The 23,410-nt window shown below is 52.7% G+C and carries 14 protein-coding genes and 1 riboswitch; of the genes, 9 read left to right on the forward strand and 5 right to left on the reverse strand.

From position 1 onward, the window contains the following. Positions 1-124 precede the first annotated feature (124 nt). Entirely contained in the window at positions 125-2,080 is a 1,956-nt protein-coding gene (gene gyrB / locus KK083_RS23695; RefSeq protein ID WP_254168155.1) for a DNA topoisomerase (ATP-hydrolyzing) subunit B, read from the forward strand. Between the two features lie 43 nt (positions 2,081-2,123). Next, entirely contained in the window at positions 2,124-4,250 is a 2,127-nt protein-coding gene (gene ppk1 / locus KK083_RS23700) for a polyphosphate kinase 1 (RefSeq protein WP_254168157.1), read from the forward strand. 138 nt (positions 4,251-4,388) lie between these two features. Here ppk1 and KK083_RS23705 read toward each other — a convergent pair whose 3' ends face one another. The 4 genes from KK083_RS23705 to KK083_RS23720 form a co-directional block, all read right to left on the reverse strand. After that, positions 4,389-5,339, reverse strand: a complete 951-nt coding sequence (locus KK083_RS23705) for a PorP/SprF family type IX secretion system membrane protein (RefSeq protein ID WP_254168159.1) — start codon at positions 5,337-5,339, stop codon at positions 4,389-4,391. A 7-nt stretch (positions 5,340-5,346) separates the two neighbouring features. Beyond that, on the reverse strand, positions 5,347-11,643 hold the full coding sequence (locus KK083_RS23710) for a T9SS type B sorting domain-containing protein (RefSeq protein WP_254168161.1): 6,297 nt from the start codon (positions 11,641-11,643) through the stop codon (positions 5,347-5,349). 177 nt (positions 11,644-11,820) lie between these two features. After that, the gene (locus KK083_RS23715; protein WP_254168163.1) at positions 11,821-15,075 is read right to left on the reverse strand and encodes an FG-GAP-like repeat-containing protein; all 3,255 of its coding nucleotides are present in this window, start codon (positions 15,073-15,075) and stop codon (positions 11,821-11,823) included. A gap of 130 nt (positions 15,076-15,205) precedes the next feature. Beyond that, the gene (locus KK083_RS23720; protein WP_262899597.1) at positions 15,206-16,513 is read right to left on the reverse strand and encodes a PorP/SprF family type IX secretion system membrane protein; all 1,308 of its coding nucleotides are present in this window, start codon (positions 16,511-16,513) and stop codon (positions 15,206-15,208) included. Positions 16,514-16,760: 247 nt separating this feature from the next. On the opposite strand from KK083_RS23720, the gene KK083_RS23725 reads away from it, so the two are divergent. Next, complete coding sequence (locus KK083_RS23725) at positions 16,761-17,555, forward strand: porin family protein (RefSeq protein ID WP_254168166.1); 795 nt, start codon at positions 16,761-16,763, stop codon at positions 17,553-17,555. Positions 17,556-17,753: 198 nt separating this feature from the next. Here KK083_RS23725 and KK083_RS23730 read toward each other — a convergent pair whose 3' ends face one another. Beyond that, positions 17,754-18,647, reverse strand: a complete 894-nt coding sequence (locus KK083_RS23730; protein ID WP_254168168.1) for a Ppx/GppA phosphatase family protein — start codon at positions 18,645-18,647, stop codon at positions 17,754-17,756. 79 nt (positions 18,648-18,726) lie between these two features. On the opposite strand from KK083_RS23730, the gene KK083_RS23735 reads away from it, so the two are divergent. From KK083_RS23735 to KK083_RS23760, 6 genes are all read left to right on the forward strand, one after another. Continuing rightward, positions 18,727-19,287, forward strand: coding sequence for an LVIVD repeat-containing protein (locus KK083_RS23735; protein ID WP_254168170.1), 561 nt, complete (start codon positions 18,727-18,729; stop codon positions 19,285-19,287). Continuing rightward, a complete protein-coding gene (locus KK083_RS23740) occupies positions 19,275-20,024 on the forward strand; it encodes an LVIVD repeat-containing protein (RefSeq protein ID WP_254168172.1) in 750 nt (249 codons plus the stop codon). The genes KK083_RS23735 and KK083_RS23740 overlap by 13 nt, the downstream gene beginning before the upstream one ends. After that, complete coding sequence (locus KK083_RS23745; protein ID WP_254168174.1) at positions 20,021-20,701, forward strand: hypothetical protein; 681 nt, start codon at positions 20,021-20,023, stop codon at positions 20,699-20,701. The genes KK083_RS23740 and KK083_RS23745 overlap by 4 nt, the downstream gene beginning before the upstream one ends. A gap of 41 nt (positions 20,702-20,742) precedes the next feature. Next, a riboswitch (SAM riboswitch) is annotated at positions 20,743-20,882 on the forward strand. A 60-nt stretch (positions 20,883-20,942) separates the two neighbouring features. Beyond that, positions 20,943-21,959 carry a homocysteine S-methyltransferase family protein gene (locus tag KK083_RS23750; RefSeq protein ID WP_317195245.1) on the forward strand — a complete coding sequence of 339 codons (1,017 nt, stop codon included), beginning with the start codon at positions 20,943-20,945 and terminating at the stop codon, positions 21,957-21,959. 29 nt (positions 21,960-21,988) lie between these two features. Next, positions 21,989-22,342 carry a four helix bundle protein gene (locus KK083_RS23755; protein WP_254168176.1) on the forward strand — a complete coding sequence of 118 codons (354 nt, stop codon included), beginning with the start codon at positions 21,989-21,991 and terminating at the stop codon, positions 22,340-22,342. Between the two features lie 38 nt (positions 22,343-22,380). Further along, positions 22,381-23,410 (forward strand): dihydropteroate synthase (locus KK083_RS23760; protein ID WP_254168178.1); only part of this gene is annotated, 1,030 nt, incomplete at its 3' end.

The raw sequence follows: 23,410 nt of genomic DNA on the forward strand, positions 1-23,410 counted from the left end.
GTTAATATCTGCAAAACGTGTCAGGATCAGTTGAGAAACAGCATAAAATAATTGAGTTTTTTCACTGGAAAAATGCTGTTTAGGCGCTAAAAAGCTTTATTTTTGACGGTTTTAAAGCTTTAAAATGAGCGAAGTTAAAGGTAAAGTTCCAGCCGATTATTCAGCCAGTAATATCCAGGTTTTAGAAGGTTTAGAAGCGGTCCGCAAACGTCCGGCCATGTACATCGGGGATGTAGGCATCAAAGGCCTGCACCACCTGGTTTGGGAGGTAGTAGATAACTCGATCGACGAGGCGTTGGCCGGTTATTGCGATGAGATCTCCGTATCGATCAATGAAGATAATTCAATTACCGTAGTAGACAACGGGCGCGGTATTCCCACAGATATGCACGAGAAAGAAAAACGCTCGGCGCTTGAAGTGGTAATGACAGTACTCCACGCCGGTGGAAAGTTCGACAAGAACACGTATAAGGTTTCCGGCGGCTTGCACGGTGTGGGTGTTTCGTGCGTGAATGCGTTGTCTGAAAAACTGATCGTGACCGTCTACCGCGAAGGAAAAACCTTCGAGCAGGAGTACGAGCGCGGTAACCCGCAGTATGCTGTACGTGTGATCGGCGAATCTGATCGCACAGGAACCACTGTACATTTCAAACCTGACAATCAGATCTTCTCCATCACGGAATATAACTATGAGACCGTGGCCTCACGTCTTCGTGAGCTCGCGTTCCTCAACCCCAGGATCCGCATCAACCTGGAAGACCTTCGCGAGAAGGACGAGAAGGGAGAAGCGCGCAGGGATACTTTCTTTTCAGAAGGCGGCTTGCGCGAATTTGTGGAGTACATCGATGCCACCCGCGAAAAGCTCATCGCCGAGCCCATCTTCGTGGAGAACGACAAGTCGGAGATCCCCGTGCAGGTGGCCATGAGCTACAACACATCCTTTACGGAGAACCTGGTGTCGTATGTTAACAACATCAATACCCATGAAGGCGGCACACACGTGGCCGGTTTCAGAAGGGCGCTGACCCGTACCCTCAAGAACTATGCAGACAAGTCGGGCCTGCTTGAAAAAGTGAAGATAGATATCAGTGGCGACGATTTCCGTGAAGGCCTTACGGCGGTGATCTCCGTAAAAGTGGCCGAGCCGCAGTTCGAAGGTCAGACCAAAACCAAACTTGGCAACTCAGACGCTATGGGCGCGGTTGACCAGGCTGTGGGAGAGATGCTCAGCCATTACCTGGAAGAGCATCCGCGTGAAGCGAAGCTGATCGTGAACAAAGTGATCCTTGCAGCACAGGCACGTCATGCCGCCCGCAAGGCACGCGAGATGGTGCAGCGCAAGAACGTGCTCACAGGAACCGGGCTGCCGGGTAAACTCGCCGACTGTTCCAGCACCGATGCCAGCCTCTGCGAGCTCTACCTGGTGGAAGGTGACTCCGCTGGTGGTTCTGCCAAGCAGGGAAGGGACCGTAATTTTCAGGCCATCCTGCCCTTGCGCGGTAAGATCCTGAACGTTGAGAAGGCGCAGGAGCACAAGATCTACGAGAACGAAGAGATCAAGAATATGATCACTGCCCTGGGTGTGTCTTTCGGAACCCCGGAAGATGACAAGGCGCTCAATCTTAGCAAGCTCCGTTATCACAAGATCATCATCATGACCGATGCCGATGTTGACGGAAGTCACATCCGCACGCTGATCCTGACGTTCTTCTTCCGTTACATGAAAGACCTCATCGAGAACGGTTACGTTTACATCGCGCTTCCTCCGCTTTACCTGGTGAAGAAAGGCAAGGAGGAACGTTATTGCTGGACAGAAGAAGAGCGCATCGCCATCGTGAAAGAGATCGGTGCGGGTAAAGAAGATTCAGTGAATGTGCAGCGTTACAAAGGTCTCGGTGAAATGAACCCTGAGCAGTTGTGGACCACCACCATGGATCCGGCAAAACGATCACTGAAGCAGGTGAGCATAGAATCGGCGGCAGAAGCCGATCACCTTTTCTCCATGCTCATGGGTGATGAAGTTGCGCCCCGCAGGGAATTCATTGAAAAGAACGCGAAATACGCACGCATTGATATTTGATCATGTTGTTGGCCTGTTTTTTTAGACACCGAATTCAAACAACATGAACGAAACGGTCATTTCAACGGAAAAGATTGCGCAACAGATCATCGAGAGCAATTACGTCAGCCGTGATCTGAGCTGGCTGCAATTCAATTACCGTGTGCTGGACCAAGCCAGGCACATCGACCGCAGTATTTTTGACCGGCTGAAATTTCTTTCCATCACAGCTTCCAACCTCGACGAGTTCTGCACCATCAGGCTCGGAAGCCTTTACAATTACATCGACTACGGCAAAGAGCGCTTTGATTACAACGGCCTGCGCGAAGAACCTTTCCGGAGATTGATGCTGGCAGAGACCCAGCGGTTCGTGAAGGACCAGAATGAGTACTACGTTAAAAAACTGAAACCGCTCTTTCACAGCAACGGTTTTATCATTGCCGAATACCGCGACCTGTCAGTGGAAAGCATTCAGCGTGTGAATGATTATTTCTATCACACCATCTTTCCCATGCTCACGCCAATGGTGTTCGATAACTACCACACCTTTCCGGTGCTGATGAACAACAGGCTGCTGTTTGGCGTGGTGACCAAGAACCCGACCGATCAACAGAACCAGCTCAAGGTGTCGTTTATCCAGGTGCCGCATAACCTGCCGCGGTTCTACGAGATCGTGACCGACGACACGATCCAGTTCGTGCCCGTAGAAGACATCATATCGAACAATATCCACCACCTTTTCAGGAACGTGGAGATCGCCAGCGTGAACCTCTTCCGCATCAACCGGAACGGCGATTTTACGCTGGAAGAAAGTGAGGACATCGAATCAAACTTCCTGGAAGACCTCAAACGAAAGCTGAAGACACGCCGGAGCGGAAGGGTGGTGCGGCTGGAAGTGGAAGAGAATCCCGACCCGTGGATGATGCGGTTGCTGAAGATCCAGTGGGACCTTGACGATAACAACATCTTTTACATCTCGAAAGAGAGCATGGTCGACTTCACGGGCCTGCTCCAGATCGTGAATCACAAGGAGTTCAAGACACGACGCGCACACCCGCGCGATCCCATTAAGCCACTGAACTTTCCCGAGCAGGGCACACGCGATCTGTTCGAGGTGCTGAAAGAGCGCGATATTCTCTTACACCATCCGTACAATTCCATGGAGCCCGTGCTGGAGTTGCTGGAGAAAGCTGCCGACGATCCTTATGTGCTTTCGATCAAGATCACCATTTACCGGGTGGCGCGTGAGTCGCGGGTGACGGCTGCGTTGCTGAAGGCGGCGGAGAACGGAAAACACGTGTCTGTGCTGTTCGAGGTGAAAGCGCGTTTTGACGAGGAGAACAACCTTCGCGAGGCACAGCGCCTGCAGAAAGCAGGATGTTTTGTGATCTACGGTGTCAGCAGCCTGAAGACCCATACGAAGCTGCTGCTCATTGTACGCAAGGAAGACGACGACAAGGTTTACCGTTATGTTCACCTGTCCAGTGGCAACTATAACGAATCAACTTCACGGTTTTATGTAGACATCGGTCTGCTCACCACCCGCGAAGGTTATGCCCAGGACGTTTCAGAATTCTTCAATGTAATTACAGGGCATTCGCAGCCCTCTACATACCGTAACCTGATCACATCGCCGCGTGATATGCGCATTCAGCTCTGCAACCTGCTGCAGAAAGAAGCCTATAACGCGCGCAACGGTATTCCCGCTGGCATCGTGATCAAGCTCAATTCCTTACAAGATAAAGAATTCATCGATGAGATCTACGCAGCCTCCCAGTCAGGTGTGCCCATCAAGCTGATCGTGCGGGGCATGTGCTGCCTTCGCCCGCGCAGAAAAGGACTGAGCGAGAACATCGAAGTGATCTCCATCGTGGGCGAATTCCTCGAACACTCGCGCATCTATTATTTTCACAACGCGGGAAATCCCAAGGTTTATATCGGCAGCGCCGATGCCATGGTGCGAAGCTTTGACCGCCGCATCGAATCACTGTTCCTGCTCGAGGAAGAGATCCTCAAGAAACAGGCCATCAACAACCTGCGCTACAACCTGAAAGACAACGTGAACTCTTACATCATGCAGGAAGACGGATCGTACATGGTCAAGGAGCTCAACGGAGAGCAGGCCTTCAACATCCACAAGGAGTTCTACAATGTCACGAAAGACATCGTGATGGACGCGAAGCTGTTTTGAGCTTCGAAGAACGATGAGTCTATAGAAACGAAGTCTGCTGCTTCGATCACAGCGTAGGTAGGGTCCACAGTCCACGGTCGACAGTCCAAAGCATGAGGTGTATCGCTTAATCGTACCTCGTAAATCGTACCTCCCAATCTACCGGTAATTATAATACTGAGGACACTCGGGGTTCTTATGCACGCCGCGGATGATGGAACGGAAATTCAGCATGAACTCGTGGGAGCCGTTGGAGAAGCCGTTGATGTCTGAGCCCGTCCAGTCGTAAGAGTAGCCGAAGTGGATCTTATCGCTGAGCTTGAGGTCGATGTAAGTGATGAAGGCATCGCCCAGGCGCCACGAGGTACCAACGCTGAACACATCATAAAATATAAAGGCGTTGTTGATGTCGAAGCTCAGTGGCTGACCTTCCTGCGCCCTTACCAGCACCGATGGATTCATCTTCACGCGGTCCATGCGGTCGATGGGAAAAACAGCACCACCCCTGATGAAGTAGTAACGCGCTTCGCGGATCTCCGAGAGGAAGTTCTCCGCCGTGGTGGCCACTTTGTTGTTGAGGATGAATGGCACGGAGAAGCCCAGGAAATAATTCTTCTTACTGAAAAAGACACCTGCGCCGAAGTTGGGTTTGATGTCGTTGACAATATTGTGGAAGGCGGCATCGTCCGGATTGTTGAGGTCGAGCTTGCTGAAGTCAGCGCCCAGCAGGTTGATGCCCGCCTGCAAGCCCATGGACAGCGTAGCCTCCTGCAGGTGGATGCGGTACGCGTAACTTCCGTAAATATGGTTGTTCCTGTAACTTCCGATCTCGTCGTGATTCACCATAAGGCCTACACCCACCTTGTTTCTCATGAGCGAAGTATGCGAGCTGAAGTTGAATGTTTTCGGCGCACCCGGAAAGTTCACCCACTGGTTCCTGTACATGGCGGTGGCGCTGAGCTGAACGTTGCTTCCCGCATAGGCAGGATTGATGACCAGCTCGTTAAAATAGTACTGCGTGAAAACAGGGTACTGCTGTGCCATGCTCACGGTAAAAGACCCTGACAACAGTACCGCCACCCAAAAAATCCTCATATAAACTTTTGCCATGGTATTATCAGTTTACAACCTCCAGGTATCCCGCCATTGGCTTGGAGCCGTCGCGTTTGTCAATGATGTAGAAGTAAGTGCCGTCAGGGAGGTTATTTCCCATCAGGCTGAGCCCCTTGTTGGATTTCCCATCGAAGTAGGTCTCTATGTTGTCGTATCCTGTTGCCTCGTATACCAGCGTTCCCGCGCGGTTAAAGATCTTCACCAGGTTATTGGGGAACTCATCGATGCAGCTGATCAGGAAGATGTCGTTCTTGCTGTCGATGTTCCGCGATACGCCATTGAAGGGACGGATCTCCGTTTTCACTTCAATGTCTTTTGTAGTAGCGCATCCCAGCACGGAGGTCACCGTCACGGAATAGTATCCGGCGGGGATGTCCTGGATGCTGGGCTCGGCAACCGTGATACCGTTTCCGGTCCAGATCACACTCGCGATATCGGTATCGTTCAGCATATAGATCGCCAGGAAGCCATTCTCCTGTCCGCAGGTGGCCGCCGTTGCCCTGAAATCGAAGTCAGGATAAACGGGCGCCTCGATAATATCCCCGTTCGCAGGGCCTGAGATACAACCCGTGAGGCGGCTCGTAGCCGAAACGTAGTACCGGCCTTCGCTCAGGTTGCTGTAGATCTCTCCCTTATAACGCGCAGAAGTGGTGTCGGCCGGTGTGCCCGGATCGGTTGGATACCAGTGGAAAATGAAATCACCGGTGTTTCCATTCACAGAGGCCGCCAGCGCTCCGTTATCAGCCGCGCAGCTGGTTACGTTGGAGATCAGCTCCACCTGTGGGATCGGTATCGGAACGGTAGCTTTGTCTATCGCAACGGTGGCGGTACTGGAACATCCTGTAACGATGTGGGTCGCTGCCACGGTATAGGTGGTGGCTGCCAGGTTGCCGGCTTCGGCTCCGCTGAACAGGGGCGTGCCCGCGGGAGGGTTCCCCAGGTACCAGTCGAAATCATAGTTCACAATGTCGCCGTTCACGGTAGCCCTGGCAACACCGTCGGGTCTTGCAGGATCGCAGAGGGTCAGCGGCGCAAGGGCAGTGGCCGACACCACCGGATAGATCCTGCCATCATCAATGGTTACCGTTACTACAGGCGATTGGCAGAAAGAATCCAGATTGTCTACCGCCACCACGGTATAGTTTCCGATCGCCAGATTGTTCACACCTTTTCCGGTGTAGTCGCCGGGTACTGTCACGGTGTTTCCGATGTCCCAGCTATAGGTATAGTCGAAGCTGCTCCCGCTGGTCACAGTGGCGAACACGGCACCGTCATCCGCAGAGCAGAAAGTAACCGGTGCCGCCGAAGCAGTGATGTTTACAGGCGCAACTTCCAGGGGAAGCGTATAGGTCTCTCTGATGGTACAATGATTCAGGTTGTTGATCGCTTCCACGGTGTAGGTGATGGACGTTTGCCCTGCGGGGATGCTGATGCCTGTAAATGCAGGGCCCGCGAACTGCACGGGGCCACTGGCGGAGGTACCCGCATACCAGTTGTAAGAATACGTAGTGCCTGCTACGCCACCGTAAGCGTTGACCACAAGCTGTCCCTGAACGTTTGCGGGTTTCAGGCATCGCGTTGGTTTGGTGAAGCCTGTCAGGACAACGTTGATGGTGCCCTTGGTTTTATCGGCGATCTCGAAGGCCACCATCGCGGAAGCACAGTTCAGGCCTGCGGTACCTGCGTTCTTGGTTGCCATCACATAATAAGTACCTGCCGTAAGACCGTTGATGCTGCTGGTGGTATTGGGTGCACCGGCATTGGGCAATATATTCTGGCTGGCATCGTACCATGCAAAAGTGTAGCTCGTTACCGGAACGGTACCTGTGCCTTCGCTGATGTTGGATACCGAGGCTGCGCCGCCGTTCATCAGATCGCAGAACGTGACATCGGTGATGGCGATGCTGGCCGCCGGAATGGAGATCACCGGTGGATTATTCAGGATCTGTATCGTGGCAACGGAAGGACATTGCGTAGCCCGGTTGGTCACTTCCACGGTGAATAGACCAGCGGGAAGTCCCGATGCTACAGCCCCACCGTTAGCGGTGCTTCCTCCTGTACCTGTACCGAGCAGGGGTGAGGTGGCATCAGCGCCTTCGTGCCATGCGTAATCATAATCACTTTCGGGAGCGACGCCATCGATGTTGAGCTCGATCCTGCCGCTGCCGGTAGTGCCTGTACAGTTCATATTGGCATCGACCAATGTTGTAGCGATAACAGGGTATGTAACATCATGTTTGATCTCCACGATCAGCGGCACCGAGGGACAGTTGCCCAGCAGCGGGTTGTTCTCCACGGCAACGATGGTATAGAAGCCTGGCATTAAACCGCTGAGTGTGTAGTTGGCGGTGCCGTCTCCGTTCAATATTCCTGCCGCCCCGGGCCTGGATTCAATCAGTGTGCCTGACGTGCCACGTCCCGCGTAAAAGTTCACGATGTAATCGCCAACCGAGAAGCTTATCGGAGGCGGCCCGGGAATGACGGCATCGGTGGGCTCGAGCTGCACCGTGAGGTCACCTTCATTTTTCGGCGAGCAGGTAGTGGCGGGGTTGGCCGACACGAGCGTGAGTGACTGCGCGCTTGCAAAAGGAAGCTCAAATGCTTCCGTCACCGAACAGCCCGTGTTGAGGTTTGTGGCGCGGATGGTATACAGCGCGCTGGTCAGCTGAACCTGCTTCGAAATGGTAACGCCTGTCTCGGTAGCGAATGGTGTAGTGTCTGCGTTCCTGAACCACTCGATCGTGAAGCCTAGCGTATTGCCTGCGGCAGATACTTTTACCTCCAGCTCCCCGTCGTTGGCGTTACAATCTGTGGGCAGTTTAGGGACGCTGTTTTGCACGATGGTGGTAACCGGTGTAACATCGGTTACAGTGGCTGTGATCGGCGCTGTGGTACAATGCTTCGTTTTGTGTACGGCCCTCACTGTGTAAGTTCCTGCGGTGAGGCCGTCAAGCACATGATCCGTATCAGGGTAGTCAGGTGTTGCATCCGCGACAGTGCCGTTGAACCATGAGAAGGTATAATCAGAAGGAGAGTCAAGCGATACATTCACGGTAACGCTTCCATCCGGTGTGGTACAATTCATCTGGTTGGCCACAGCACCCACTATCAAAGAGGGTGTTACAACGGCGTTAGCGATGGTCACCTGCTCCGTGTCTGAGCAGCCTGTAGATACGAGGGTTGCCTTCACGGTATAGATCCCAGCTGCCAGTCCTGTTGCATTGGCCGAAGACGATATGCGATTCGCCGCCAGGGTATTCTGGCCCCTGAACCACTCGAAGGCGTAGCCCAGTGTATTGCCACCCACGTTCGCCGATGCAGCACCGTTGGGCCGGGCAGGATCGCAGGAGGTCTGGTTAGTGGAGCCGGTCACTGAAACCGTGACCGGCGCGGACTGATTCACGGTAACGGTTACCGGCGTCGACTCACATTGTGAGCTGTTGTGCGTGGCTACCACCGTGTAGGAGCCGCCGCCAAGATTGGTGTAATTGTCACCTGTAAAATCAGGCGCGGGTTTCACATTGCTGCCGTTGTACCAATCGAATTTGTATCCCGTTACTACGTTGTTCACGGTGGCGGAGGCGCTGCCGGTGTTGCCCGATGCACAGGTGATGCTTACCGCAGAGGCCGTCACCACAGGCTTGATCGAATTGTCTATCACGTCGTACGAGGCGATGGTGCGGCACCCGGTGGCCTTTTCTGTGACGATCACCGTGTAGGTTTTCGGCTTGAGGCTGGTGGCAATGTGGCTCACACTGATCTGCGGATCGGTGATGGTTCCCTGGCCTTCGTACCAGGCAAACGTAAACAGTCCCACAGGTTCCCCAATGCCGTCGTTATCTGTATCGTTGACAATGGCCCTGAGCTTGGCGTTGGGGTTCTTACAATTGTCGTAAGGATTCTCCAGCACGATCTTCGCCTGGATATTACGGTCTACACGTCCCACGGTAACAGAAGCGGAGGCAGAGCTACAGTTCGCGGTTTTGTGAATGGCAAACACGGTGTAAGTACCTTCGGCGAGCCCGTTCACAGAGGCGCCGGTATGGTCGGCGGGAATGGGTTTGGCCACCGCGCCGTCAGACCAGTAGAAATTGTACGACGTGGTATTTTCGCCACCGCCAGCTACAGGAATGAAGGCTCTCACCGCGCCGTTATCGGGCGAAGTGCTTCCCGTACACTTGATGTTATCTGCCACCTTTAACGCCGTAATGGCTACGGGTATGGGATTGACCGGTGTGGAGATCACGTTGTCGCTATAATCACATTCAAGAAAATCCGTATTGGGCAATGTGATGGGGGGCACCTTTGTACCGGCATCGTTGAGCACGATATAAAGTGTGAAAGGACCTCCCGGGCCGTTGACCGTGGCATTCGTGATGGTGTGAATGGCATCCACCCCGAGGTTGAGCGGCACCATGATCGTATTCAGCTTGATACCGCCAGCAGCCATGGGGTTGCCGTTGTAGAATGTAATGGGCACACTACCGCTCAGGGACATGTCGCCCGTGTTCTGCACCTGGAAAGAGATCGTAAAGTTCTGGCCCGGACAGGTCGGCGGGTTCACCGTGAGTGAATTGTTGACGAAAGCCAGGTCCGGTGATTTGTACGTGGGGCAGCCATCGATGTTCAGGAAAGGTGCCTGGTTGAGGAAGCCGTTCAACGGCCTGTTAGGACCAACGGTACAGTTACCCGTAGAGAATACCAGGTGATGCTTTTGCTGTTTGATGGGAATGGTGAGGTCGTCATTGACGTTCACGTTGAAGTAACCGTGCTGATTCCATACCCTGCGCGCCGGTACCCATGGGTCGCTGGCCGAACGGAACACACGTACATGCGAGTAACGTGAGTAGCCGAGGTTACAGAAATTGGCGATCGCATCGTCGTCATCAAATCCGCAGGTGACGCACAGCTCTGTCGAACCATCGGCATCTACATCGGCCACGATCGGGTATTCGCGGTTGGTCCTCGAAACACAGGCCTGCTGGTTGTAAACCGTACCGGTTGTTCCGTTGATGATGTAGAGAAAACGCTCGTCGCGGTAAACGATCTCCGATTTGCCGTCGCCGTTGAAGTCGAACAGCGTACATCCGGTGTAACCCGAAGTTTCTTCATTCACTGTTTTGGGACTCCACGACATGGGCTCGAGGCGTTCGTTCAGCGCATAGAGGAATTTTCCGGATACATAGGAAATGTTCAGCTTGCCGTCGCCATCCAGGTCGGCAATGTTGATCCTTCCCGTACCGTTCTGCCAGCCATTCTTGTAATACTCACCCGTCTGGGTAGGGCAGGCATAGATCGTGAAGTTACCCGGAATGGGATCCGAGTACGTGGCAATGGTGTCGTTCTTCACATCCCAGAAAAAAATGGTTGTGTTGTCGCCATGAGCTCCGGTGGAGCCCGATGCAAGCACATCCAGGGATCCATCCTGGTTGTAGTCGGCCACGCTGGTAGCGTTGAACTCATTCCTGATAAAGTAGTCGTTGCGTTTTTTGAGCAGCGTGAGCGAACCGTTGTCCAGTGTTCTGTTGCCGAGGTCTACGCTGTAGATGGCGCAGCCCACCACGAGCTCGAGCTTGTCATCACCTTCCATGTCAACGGCTACGGGGCCGCCGTTGGTCTTCGACCAGCTGGAGGCTGTTGATTTTACGATCCTCGTTCCTGTATGCGCATCGTAGATGGCGTCTTTCACGTAGAGCTCGACTTTTCCATCGCCGTCAAAATCGGCAAGCCCGTAGTTCACGGGTTCGCCCCTGAGGGGCTCGCTGCGCCAGATCAGGTTCAGGCTGCAGTCATAGGCGTAAAAATGGAATGTTGAGTTGTTGTCGCCCGGAGGATCTTCAATACCATAGAAGAAGATCTCACCGCAGTTGTCATTGTCGATGTTCGCGATAGCGATCTCCCATTGCGGCTCGAAGTCTACGGTGGCTTGTTGCTGGATCGATCCGTCTGTACCGTTGAGGATGAACAACCGGTCTGTGTATCGGTTCATGGTGATGATCTCAGGCTTGCCGTCGCGGTTGAGGTCACCAATCGCCATCCTTGACAGGTGGTTGGTAGTTTCATTCGGCGAAGCGAAATCGAGCGCCATGGTAAACTGGGGGAAGGCCGGCGGTGTTACTTCGCACTGCGCATCTTCTCCCAGATAGAAATCTTTGCAGAATGTGCTGACGGAACAATCGCGGTCGTAGCAGTCAATGAATCCGTCTCCGTCATCATCCCTTCCATTGTTACAGACCTCCTGTGCTTTCAGTGATGTAAATGCAGTCAGGCACAGCATCAGCAAAACAGCTAACCTTTTCATACAGGTAGTATTTGTTTTTACAAATTTCTGATATACGAATATGCGTATACAGCCGGTTTATGAGGCTTCCTGTGTGGGTTGTAACCGTTTATATGTAAGGTTTGGGGGCCTATTTAGCCGTAATGAAGAAGTCGGGCGACCATTGGTATTTTACATCGACGACCTGTATCAAAAAGTTTACCGTAATAAGGTAATGCTGCCGGTTTTGGGCTTTGTGGTCTCGCCTTCGCATTTAATGACGAAATAATACACGCCGTCAGGGAGCTTGCGACCATTGAATGTTCCGTCCCAATCATTATGATAAGGTTTTGCTTCGTGCACCTTCACACCTTTATCGTCATACACAACGATCTGGCAACCCGGATATTCTTCGATCCTGTCTACCAGCCAGAACTTTCCGAACTCGTCACCATTGTCGGGCGAGAAGAATTTTGAAGGCGAGATCTTGCTGTAGATAGAACCTTCCCGCACGCGAAGCTCGATGACAGCTTCACCTTTGCAGCCATTGGTATCGGTACCTTTTACGGTGTAGGTGGTGGTCACCAGTGGTGTAGCCGTAGGGTTGGGAACGGAAGCGCTCGTCAGGGCGTCTGCGGGTGTCCAGAGATAGTTCTGCAAACCAGCTGCCGTCAGCACTGACGACTGGCCTTCGGCCACCTCGGCAGGGTCTGCGGTGATGGTCACTTGTGGCTCGGGGAAGAGCTTCACCTCGCGGGTGGCGTTGATGACGCAACCTGTTGCCGTGGTAACATCCACGGAGTAAGTGGCTGCGCTTTTTACGTATACAAACTGTGTGGTGGCGCCGGTGCTCCAGCTATAACCAGTGAAAGGACCTGTGATCTCGAGCTTGAGACTGTCGCCGGGACAGAACGAGAATTTGTTGCCTGTGTTGCTGATGGTTGCCACCGGCGCGCTCGTCACCGTGATGCTCTTCGATGTGGTGGCGGCACATGCGCCATTGCTGTATGATACGGTGAGCTTGGCGTTGAAAGGAGAGCCTGCGGTAGTAAGGTATTTGTGAATGGGACTGGTTTCAGTTGATGTGTTGCCGTCGCCGAATTCCCATGCCGCGGTAGCTACCACATCCGGGTCTGTAATTGACTGGTTGGTGAATGTGATGTTCTGGCCCATACACGCCGTTGATGGTGCGGTAAAAGTTGGTGTAGGGGCGGTGGCAAAAGTAAGCGTGACCGCGTCTGCTTTCACGGCCGTACATCCGGTGTAGGTTGCCTCAACATAGTATTCACCCGATGCATCGGCGAGATAGCTGGCCGAATTGCCACCGGGAATGCTCACGCCGGCTTTGAACCATTGGTAAGAAAATCCTGACGCCGATGTTACGGAAAGTGTTCTGTTTGCTGTACATACAATGTCAGGACCACCGGTATTGATCACAAAACCTGGCAGGGCAATAGCGCTTACCACCACTTCTGAACGTTGAGCAATGCAGCTTCCGGCATAAACATCAACATAATAACGGCCCACGTTGGGATCTCTGAAGTTGGTGAGCGATACGGTGGCGCCGGTGGCAGAAAACCCATTGGGTCCCGTCCATTCGTAACGGCTTGCGCCCGGTGGCGGAGGGTTGTCAACGGAAAGATTCAGTGTGCTTCCGATACAAACAGGACTGTTGCTGTTAAATGTCGCCGTGCCTCCCAGTGTATTCGTCCCTACTTTTACCTGCACTGGCACGGAGGTAAGCGCGCATGAACCACCCTCGGCTGTAAGAGTCACCGTATACGTGAAATCGCCGGCAGCCGCCACGTTGTAAAATTCACTCGGCCCTGTCTGCACAGTAGCTCCGGATCCGGTTTCTTTCCAGGTATAAGTAGCGCCCGGGCTCACGCTCGAGGTCAGCTTGAGCGGAAGCAGGTTCGCACAAACTTCCAGGGGCCCTTCCGGACTGATCTTCGGTTTGATACAGGATGTATTGCGCAGGATGGAAACCTTCGATACGGTCACGCCATTGTTGTCTGCGCTGACGAACGCAACGTCAGGTTTCGCGTCGCCGTCGATGTCACCGATGCCAAGGTGGCGGTGAATGAAAGTTGTAGGTTCCACGGAGCGGTCGAAGTCGAGGTTGCCGGAAGTGCTTTTGTTGTTCAGCAGTGTGAGTGAATTTTTGGCGATGGAGGTCACCACAATATCCGGTTTGCTGTCGCCGTCAAGGTCGCCGAAATCGAGCCCCCAGGGTGAATCTTCCGTGAGGAAGCTCTTTGGTGCGGCGAACGTAAAGGTGTTGCCGGAGCTTTGGTTGCGCATGATCCTGATCTCCGAGGAAATGAGGAATGTGGCGGCGATGTCGGGCTTCTGGTCGTTATCGAGATCACCCACCCTGAGCTCTACAATAGGCTTGTCGAACGGAATGGTTGTAATGGCACCCAGTGAGATGTTTCCCGGAGTGCTGTTGTTGGCGATGATCGCGATGGGGCTTGTGGCCACCAGGTAGGGCGTTGTGATGATCTCCGGCTTGCCGTCTTCATTGAGGTCGTCAACGGCCAGCGCGCTGGAGGAGACAAGGCCGGGCAACGGATATTTTACCGGTGTGGAGGCAAAAGCTACCGTGGCGGTTGTGCTCTGGTTCTTCAGGATGAACAGGTTGCCGATAGCCGGTGTGCTGGAGTTGTTGTCGTGGTCTTCTGACGATTTGCTGGTCACCACGATCTCCGGTTTTCCATCGCCGTCGATGTCGGCGATCTTGGTGCGGTGAAGCTTTTCACCCGTGATCCGGAAGACCTTTACAGGCAAAAAGGTTGGTGTGGCGGCGGTGGTGGTGTTCTGCAGCACGAAGATCCTGTCTTTGTCACCTTCTTCGGTGAGCACGAGCTCAGGTTTGCCATCGCCGTTCAGGTCTCCGCAGGTGATGAGCAGCGTGAGCGCATTGATGAGGGTTTGTGGGATCGCCGGCGTGGAGAAGCTGATGTTGCTCAAGCCTGGCGATGCCGTATTGTTCACCAGGATGTTGATGGAGCTGGATCCCTGGTTGGCGGTGGCCACATCGGTTTTGCCGTCGCCGTTGAAGTCACAGAGGCAGATATCGTACAGGCCGTTGTTGGCGGTGAAGTCGCGCTGAGGGCCTTCGAGATTGGCCGGACCAAAGCCCGTGTTGCCACCGAAGCTAAGCATGAAATTGTGGGGTGTATAGGCTGTAAGGCCCGAGGTGGTATTGGTTACCGAGATCTTCTCATAAGTGGTTCCCGCGGGTACCTTTACCTCCAGCACCTGGTCGGTGGGAGGGGCGTTGAGCGTACCTTTCACGGCCCCGAAAAAAACAGCCAGCCTGGAAGCATCCGTGCCAAATCCGCTGCCTTTGATGGTAACAACCTCCTGGTTTCCGGCGCTCAGCTTGTTTACGGTAGTGATCACCGGTTGCTGCGCAAATGAAGACAACCCTGCAATAGTCAGCATTGCTGCAATGAGTATTTTCATCATTTTGTGGTTAAAATCAAAGTCCATAGTCGATGGTCCATAGTCGATGCTGCTTCCAGCCCTAACCATGGACTATCGACCATGGACCATGGACTGCGAGTACATAAATCGCCTTTACCCGTCATAATGTAACCTACTCTTCCTTAATGGTTACGATCAGCACCCTGGCCTCCCGCAGTTTTGAATAATGCTTGAGGTTCCGGGTCTCTTCGTGTGCTTCTGCCGCCTTTGTGGTCTCAAATACGTGCACATAGTACTTTTTATCAGCTTCGTTATAGAACACGTTGGCGTTGTATTTCTCGTTGATGAGCTTTTTCTTGTAGATGTCCGCCGCGGTGAAATCGCCGAAGGCCCTGATCACCACGTAGTATTTTTTCTTCACGGCTCCCTGGTCGCGGAGGTCATCCGGATCTTCCTCCTTATGCTGGAAGCGTGCTGAGTGTTGTTCGTTGGCAACCCGGATGGTAGACCTGAGCACGGGAGCCTCGCGCCTGTATTTTTTAGGCTTGCCGATCCGCAGTCCCAGCTGCATTTCATGGGTGCCGCGCGAGAAGGCAGCCTCGGGCTGATTGCCGGGCTCATACGAGTAGCTCAGCAGGAATCTGTTGATGGAAAACCCAAGCGATCCTGTGGGGCCATACGACTGGCGGTATGCAGCGCCCAGCCAGAAGTTCTGCGAAAGGTTGAGCTTTCCCATCACCTCGAACTGGTTGTTGCCCGCCTTCGAATATTTGTAGAACGCATAGAACTCCAGGGGAGCGTAGGCGTCGTTGGTCTTCACTTTCGCACGCACACCACGCTTGCGGCGACTCACGATCTTACCTTCCACTTTCCGTTTGAAGGAGGTGGAGATGACGACGTTGTCGAGGGGAGACGTTGTGGTGTTTACGAACGAACCTGCGCTGTTGAACTTGGGCGCAAAGAGCTGCGGCAGTGTGACGCCGAAGTTCAGGCCTGTTGCCGATTTGATCACCATGCCGAAGTTCGCGGCCGGCTGCATGTTGTTGGCCAGGTAGTTTGCGATGGCAGGGTCCATAGGATCGGCCTGCGAAATATCGATGGTATTGGAGATGGCGCCGCCGGAGAGACCGAAGTACATGTTGCTCTTCTGGTTGAGCGAAACGCTGTAGGCATACGTGAACAAAAAATCCGAGGTGGTGAGCAATCCGCGCTTGAATGACGAAGCCTTTACACCGATGCCCGCGCGGCTTTCGTTGATCATGGTGTTGAAGCTTACAGTAGTAAGTTCCGGGGCACCTTCGATGCCCATCCACTGTTGCCTGTGGTTCACAAAAAGGTAGCTGTATTCAGTGGCGACTTCCGCAGGATTGTAAAGGTATGGATTGAGGTAATAGCTGTTGTACACAGCATAGTTCTGAGCAATGGTTCTGCCGTGGGTTAAACAATGAATAAGCACTAAAACGTAAAAGCAATTACGCATCCTTTATATTAAGTATGAACCCAAGCGCCCAGGTCATTCAAAAAATGCAGGATGTTCCTGCGAACCTCGCTTGAAAAGTTAGGCCTTTATTGCTCAGACGAATGAATAGTTAAGTTCAAATGCTCAAAAAGTTCATTCATAGAAAACAGTACAATATACGGCGTTTTTTACTTTCTTCAGTTATGATTAGCCGTTTACTTGGTGCTCTTAACTGAATTTGCTGATAAACTGACTATTTTCTAGCCAAGTGAAAATTAAAGCATTTGCCCTTGTTTTCTTTTTGTTCTCCGCACATCGGTCCTTATCGCAAATCCTGGTTGGCCCCGTAGCCGGAGGCCAGTATTCATGGATTAGCTTCGGTGACAAAGAAAACAAAGATCTTTACAAAGTGAAACCTGTGCCGGGTTACCACGCAGGGGCAGCGTTGTCATTTCTGGTGCGAAAAAGGTTTTTTTTACACACTTCTTTTTTGTACTCTACCAAGGGAAAGATCATCGAAGGCAAGAGCGGTGAGCCGCTGAAGAACAGGGTAACCTATCATTACATCGATGTGCCCATCCTCTACACCGTTGATTTCAAAGCAAAGCTCGGGCGCCTGAAAGAGTTCAAATATTACGTGGGACTTGGGCCTAACGTGAGCTACTGGCTGGGCGGCAAAGGAAAGATCACCTACGTTGATTACGGTGACAATCTGGTATCGGATCAGCCTTACACCATCCAGTTCAACCCGGGTTCGGGCGATACACCTTCCGATGAAATGACCATCGCAGCAGACGCCAACCGCATCCAGCTCGGACTCTGTCTCACGGCAGGCGCTGTTTTTGAACCTGTCACCCACCGGAAATTTATGGTAAACCTCCGGTACGAGCTCGGCCATAGTTTTTTTAATCCTACCCGCAACGGTATGTTCAAAGATACCTACTACCAGGATGTACTTCGCTCGCGCAACCAGGGCATCCGCCTTTCAGTTGCCTACCTTGTAGATCTCAGGACCGGCGAACGAAAGAAGGGCAAGAGCACGATCAAACGCAATAGGTTGTGAGCAGAAATGCAATAAATGCAAAACGCAAAGTGCGCAAAGAAACCGCAAAGGCCGCAGAGGCATGTATGTTTGAGAGACGATTCTGCGCTTAAAGGAGGTTAGAATATCATTAGAGAATGCAAAGCAATTCTGCTGTAAATTGCGCGACCGTACCTTAGCGTTCTTTGCGCTTCTTCGCGCCCTTTGCGTGAACCGGTATTAAAACTCTAACTTCTTCTGCTGTGTGTTCTTTTCGTAGAGGTACAACATGATGCCATCTTTCAGACCTACTTCGGGCACGAGGATGCTGGCGGCGTGTGCCCACTCCATCACCTTGGTGTAGATATCACTGGCGGGGACGATCACGTCGGCGCGGTCAGGGTTCATCTGCAGCTGATAGATGCGCTGCTCCAGCGAATAACTTTCGATCATCTGCCGGATCTCTTTTACTTTTTTGATGGAAAGGGTCTTGCCGGGTTTCTGCTTGGCGAGCTCGAAGATCTTGCTGATGTTTCCACCGGTTCCCACGGCAGTGACCTTGCCGTATTCCTTCTTCACATTTTCCTTCACCCAGCGTTCCATGTCTTCCCACATGGCAGGCGAGTCCGTTTGCTCGAGCACCCGCACCGATCCGATCTTGAACGAACGTGTTTTGATTTTTTTTCCATCCACATAGAGGTTCAGCTCCGTGCTTCCACCGCCCACATCGATATGCAGGTACGTCTTTTTGGTGAGGAAGGAGCTGATGGCCCTGTTGATGAGCTCCGCTTCGCGGTTGCCGTCGATGATATTGATCGTGATGCCCAGCTCGTTCCTGACCTCTTCCGCCAGGTCGGGGCCGTTCTCCGATTCACGCATGGCCGAGGTGGCGCAAAACATGTAGTCGGTCACTTCGTAGAGCTCCACCAGCAGCTTGAAAGCCTTCATCAGCTTCTTGAACTTTTCAATACTTTTGGCGCTGATCTTCCCGGTAGAGAAAACATCATGGCCAAGCCTGAGGGGAAAACGGACGTACTCGAGTTTTTTGAACAGGAATGTAGGGCTGTTGTCCAGCACGGTGGACACCTGGAAGCGAATAGCGTTGGAGCCGATGTCTATGGCAGCGAGTTTCAATCGATATCGTGAATGGCAGTTAACAATTTCTTCATATCCAGATTACAACCGGACGGCGCATTTATGGGTCAATAATACTGTGATACGCAAAACTATCAAACTTTTTCTATTCGCCGCACTTGGCCTGGTACTCAGTGGGTGTCCGCCGGGAGATCCTTATCCCGAATTCCCGGTTGACGAGGTTGAAGGCTACAAGCCGGTATATGCCACCGATGCGGAAGCAAGCATCGAATTCCAGGAGGCCAGGCCCCTGAAGAAACCCGGCAAGATCTACGTTTATGGCAAGTACCTGCTGGTGAATGAACAATCTCAAGGCATCCATGTGATCGATAACACAGACCCGTCGGCTCCCAAGCCCGTCGGTTTTCTTCGTGTTTATGGCAATGTGGATATGGCTGTACGGAACAATGTGCTGTATGTGGATCACATCGGCGACCTGGTGGCCCTGCAGATCACGGACCTGAACAACATCCAGGAGATCAGCCGCATCTCTTCCTGGAGCAATGACCTGCCGCCTGCCGATGACTCTGCCCTGGAATGGGAAAGGCGTGGCCGTTATTTCGAATGTGTAGACCCTGAGAAGGGCAAGGTGATTGGCTGGATTTTAACCACTTTAAAAAAACCAGAATGCTACCGGTAAGATCGCGGATATTCGTGGCAATTTTTACATTGTGCGTGCTGCTGGCCGCTTGTGACGATGACACAACCACAGGCCCGCTGCAGGGCAAAAGCGGCTCTATGGCCAGGTTTGTGCTGGCAAAGGACCATCTCTATGTGGCCAACGAAACCACCATCAAGGTGTTCCAGGTCGAAGCCAATGGTGCACTCACCTCGTCAGGCGCTGTGGAAGCTGGTTTTGGCATCGAAACCATCTTCGCCAAGGACGACAACCTCTTTCTGGGCGCTGACAACGGCATGTATGTTTACAGCATCGCCAATCCCGCTGTTCCCAAGTTTGTTTCATTTTACAACCACATTATGGCCTGCGATCCCGTGGTGGTGCAAGGTCAGTATGCCTATGTCACTTTGCGCGTCAGCGACTGCCGCACCACCGGCTTCGATGCCGTTGAGGTGATCGACATCAGGAACCTCTCCAGCCCGGTACGCGTCAGCTCGTATGCTACCGAGACCCCCTACGGCCTGGGTGTCGACAACAACCTGCTTTTCGTTTGCCAGGGCGACGGCGGCCTCAAGGTTTTTGACGTGGCCGATCCAGCCAATGTAAAACAGGTAAAACACTACACGTCACTGCACGCCTACGATGTGATCCCCAACCAGGGCGTGCTGCTGCTCACAGGCAATACAGGCATCTACCAGTACGATTACAGCGACGTGCTCAACATCCGCCAGTTAAGTCATATTCCAGTCGCGCCATGAAAACCCTCGTGTTCCCGCTCTTGTTCCTGGGTTGTGCGGCCTATGCCCAGAAGGCTGACAGTGTTCGCGTAAGAAGATCTGCGCCTCCCGTGCTTGCGGTGAAATGGAGTCCGCTTCACCTGTTTGGATATTATCCTACTTTTCAGCTGGCCGTGGAGCACCGAATTGCAGACCAGTTTTCACTGCAGTGGGATGCCGGTTATGTGATTGACACAGGTGACCCGATCGATCCGAAGAATGGTTTTGACAAGAAGGGGTTCAAGGCGAAGCTGGATGTTCGTTACTATATACCTTTTGGCGGCAATGCAGTCTTTTTTGCGCCCGAGTTCTTCTATAATTACGTAGATTTCAGAAAGGCAGGTACCTTTGGTGTTCACTGCGACGATCCACAGGGCGGCTGCGATTACTTCCGCTACTATACTTACCCGGTGCGTTACCGCGAACCGGGACTGGCGATGAAAGTTGGCCTTTTTCACCGGTTCGGCAGGCATGTCTGCATCGAGTACCATCTCGGCGTTGCGCAACGGTTCATCCGGTATAAGGCCATGGGTGTGCCTGCAGAAACGTCTTACGAAGACACGTATGAAGACGACCCTTTTGACCTTGTACCTTCGCACAGGTCGGCGAACAGGTTGTCACCTACCACCGCCTTCCGGGTGGGGTATATTTTCAGGTAAGCCGATTTTTTTATTACCGATCTTATAGTTTTCTTTGCACTTGCTTATCCAGAAAGACCGAGGGAATGGGCCCTGTGACGTCTTAGCATCCTATCTTAAGTCTCGGCTGAGCCGGGACGAGGTGTTGTGCTAACTCCCATCTGCCTCCCGGCTTGGCCGGGAAAGTGGAAAAAGATAAGTAACCCACCATAGCCGGGCTCTCTGGATAGCAGTAACCAAGCATAACACAAGGAAGCCCTACATGAAGATCGAAGACATTTTGAAGGAGCGTATCCTCGTACTGGATGGCGCCATGGGTACGATGATCCAGCGTTACAAGCTGGAGGAAAAAGACTTTCGCAACGAGCGTCTGAAAGATCATCCGCATCCCCTGAAAGGTAACAACGACCTGTTAAGTGTTACCCGTCCTGACGTTATCAAAGAGATCCACCGGCAATATTTCGAAGCTGGTGCCGACATCGCCGAGACGAACACTTTCGGAAGCACGTGGGTAGCCCAGGCCGACTACCACCTCGAGTCGATGGTGTATGAGATCAATTACCAGGCGGCAAAGATCGCCCGCGAAGTAGCCGACGAGTTCACGGCCAAAGAACCTCACAAACCCCGTTTTGTAGCGGGCTCCATGGGGCCCACCACGAAGCTTGCCTCCATGTCGCCGGATGTGAACAATCCCGGTTACAGGGCCATCACTTTTGACGAGCTGAAAGGCGCGTTCAAGGAACAGGCCAAGGGACTGCTCGACGGCGGTGTTGACATGCTGCTGCCGGAAACCATTACCGACACGCTGAACGTGAAGGCTGCGTTGTTTGCCATCCAGGAACTGTTTGAGGAAACCGGCAGGCAGGTGCCCGTGATGGTATCGGGTACGATCACCGACGCCAGCGGAAGGATCTTGTCAGGCCAGACGGCAGAAGCGTTCCTGGTATCCGTATCACATGTGCCGTTGCTGAGCATCGGGTTGAACTGCGCGTTGGGTGCATCGGCCTTGAGACCCTACCTGCAGGTGCTGAACGAGAAGTCGTCGTTCTTTGTGAGCGCGCACCCCAATGCAGGCTTGCCCAACGAGTTCGGTCACTATGATCAGACTCCCGAACAGATGGCGGGAGAGATAGAGGTATACCTCAAAGAAGGGCTGGTGAACATTGTCGGCGGATGCTGCGGTTCAACGCCAGCCCACATCAAAAAGATCGCAGAAGTTGCCAAAAAATATAAACCGCGAATGGTCCATGGTCCATTGTCGATGGTCCATGGCAGTTAGTATATGTTCAAAATAAACCCTTTCTAATCATGGCCTTTAAATTTGAAAAATTAAAAGTATGGGAAATGTCCGTTGACCTTTCAGGAGAAGTTTCTGATCTGGTAAAGCTTTTTCCTAAAGATGAATTGTATGTCCTGACTGCACAGATCAAACGTGCATCAGATTCCATTTCGTTGAATATTGCCGAAGGATCAACCGGGCAAAGCAATCCCGAGTTCAAAAAGTTTTTGGGATACTCATTGCGGTCAGCGATTGAAGTAGTCGGATGTCTATTTCTGGCTAGGAGGAGGAGATTGATTCCTAATGAACAGTTTGACTTCTTTTACAATAAACTAACGATCTTAATCAAAAGTATTCAGGCGTTGAGAAATACACTGAAATAGCCATGGACTATGGACCATGGACTATGGACTTAAGAACTATGAATTATACTCTTAAATTAAGTGGTCTTGAAGCGGTTGAGATCACCGCACAATCAAACTTTGTCAATATTGGTGAACGTACCAATGTGACGGGTTCCGCCAAATTCCTGAAGCTCATCAAGGAAGACAAATTCGAGGAAGCACTGGAGGTGGCCCTTGACCAGGTGCGTGGTGGCGCCCAGGTGATCGACGTGAACATGGACGAGGGCATGCTCGACTCGCAGGCCGCCATGGTCAGATTCCTCAACCTCATGGCAGCCGAGCCTGAGATCGCTGTCGTACCCGTGATGGTCGACTCATCCAAGTGGGAAGTGATCGAGGCTGGACTGAAATGCCTGCAGGGAAAAGGTATCGTGAACTCCATCAGCCTGAAAGCAGGAGAGGAGGAGTTCATCCGTCAGGCAAAGCTGGTGAAACGATATGGCGCTGCCGTGGTGGTCATGGCGTTTGACGAAGCAGGTCAGGCCGACACCTATGAGCGCAGGATCTCCATCTGCAAACGTGCGTACGACCTGCTGGTGAACGTGATCAAATTCCCGCCGCAGGATATCATCTTCGATCCGAACATTTTCCCCGTGGCCACCGGCATCGAAGAGCACCGGAATTATGCGCTCGATTTTTTCAAGGCCGCGAAATGGATCCGTGAGAACCTTCCCCATGCCCACGTCAGCGGGGGGGTGAGCAACGTATCGTTCAGCTTCCGCGGAAACCAGAAGGTACGCGAAGCGATGCACGCCGCCTTCCTTTACCATGCCATCAAACACGGTATGGATATGGGCATTGTGAACCCTACCATGCTCGAAGTGTACGACGAGATCGAAAAAGAGCTGCTGGAACGTGTGGAGGATGTGCTGCTCAACCGGAGAGACGATGCCACAGAACGTTTGCTCGATTACGCCGAAAAAGTAAAAGGCTCGGCCAAGAAAAAAGAAGTGGATGACGAGTGGCGCCAGGGTACCGTGGAAGAGCGGATCACCCATGCGCTGGTGAAGGGCATCATCGATCACATCGACCAGGATACCGAAGAAG

The organism is Chryseosolibacter histidinae (assembly GCF_018598225.1).
Classification (GTDB): Bacteria; Bacteroidota; Bacteroidia; order Cytophagales; family Cyclobacteriaceae; genus Chryseosolibacter; species Chryseosolibacter histidini.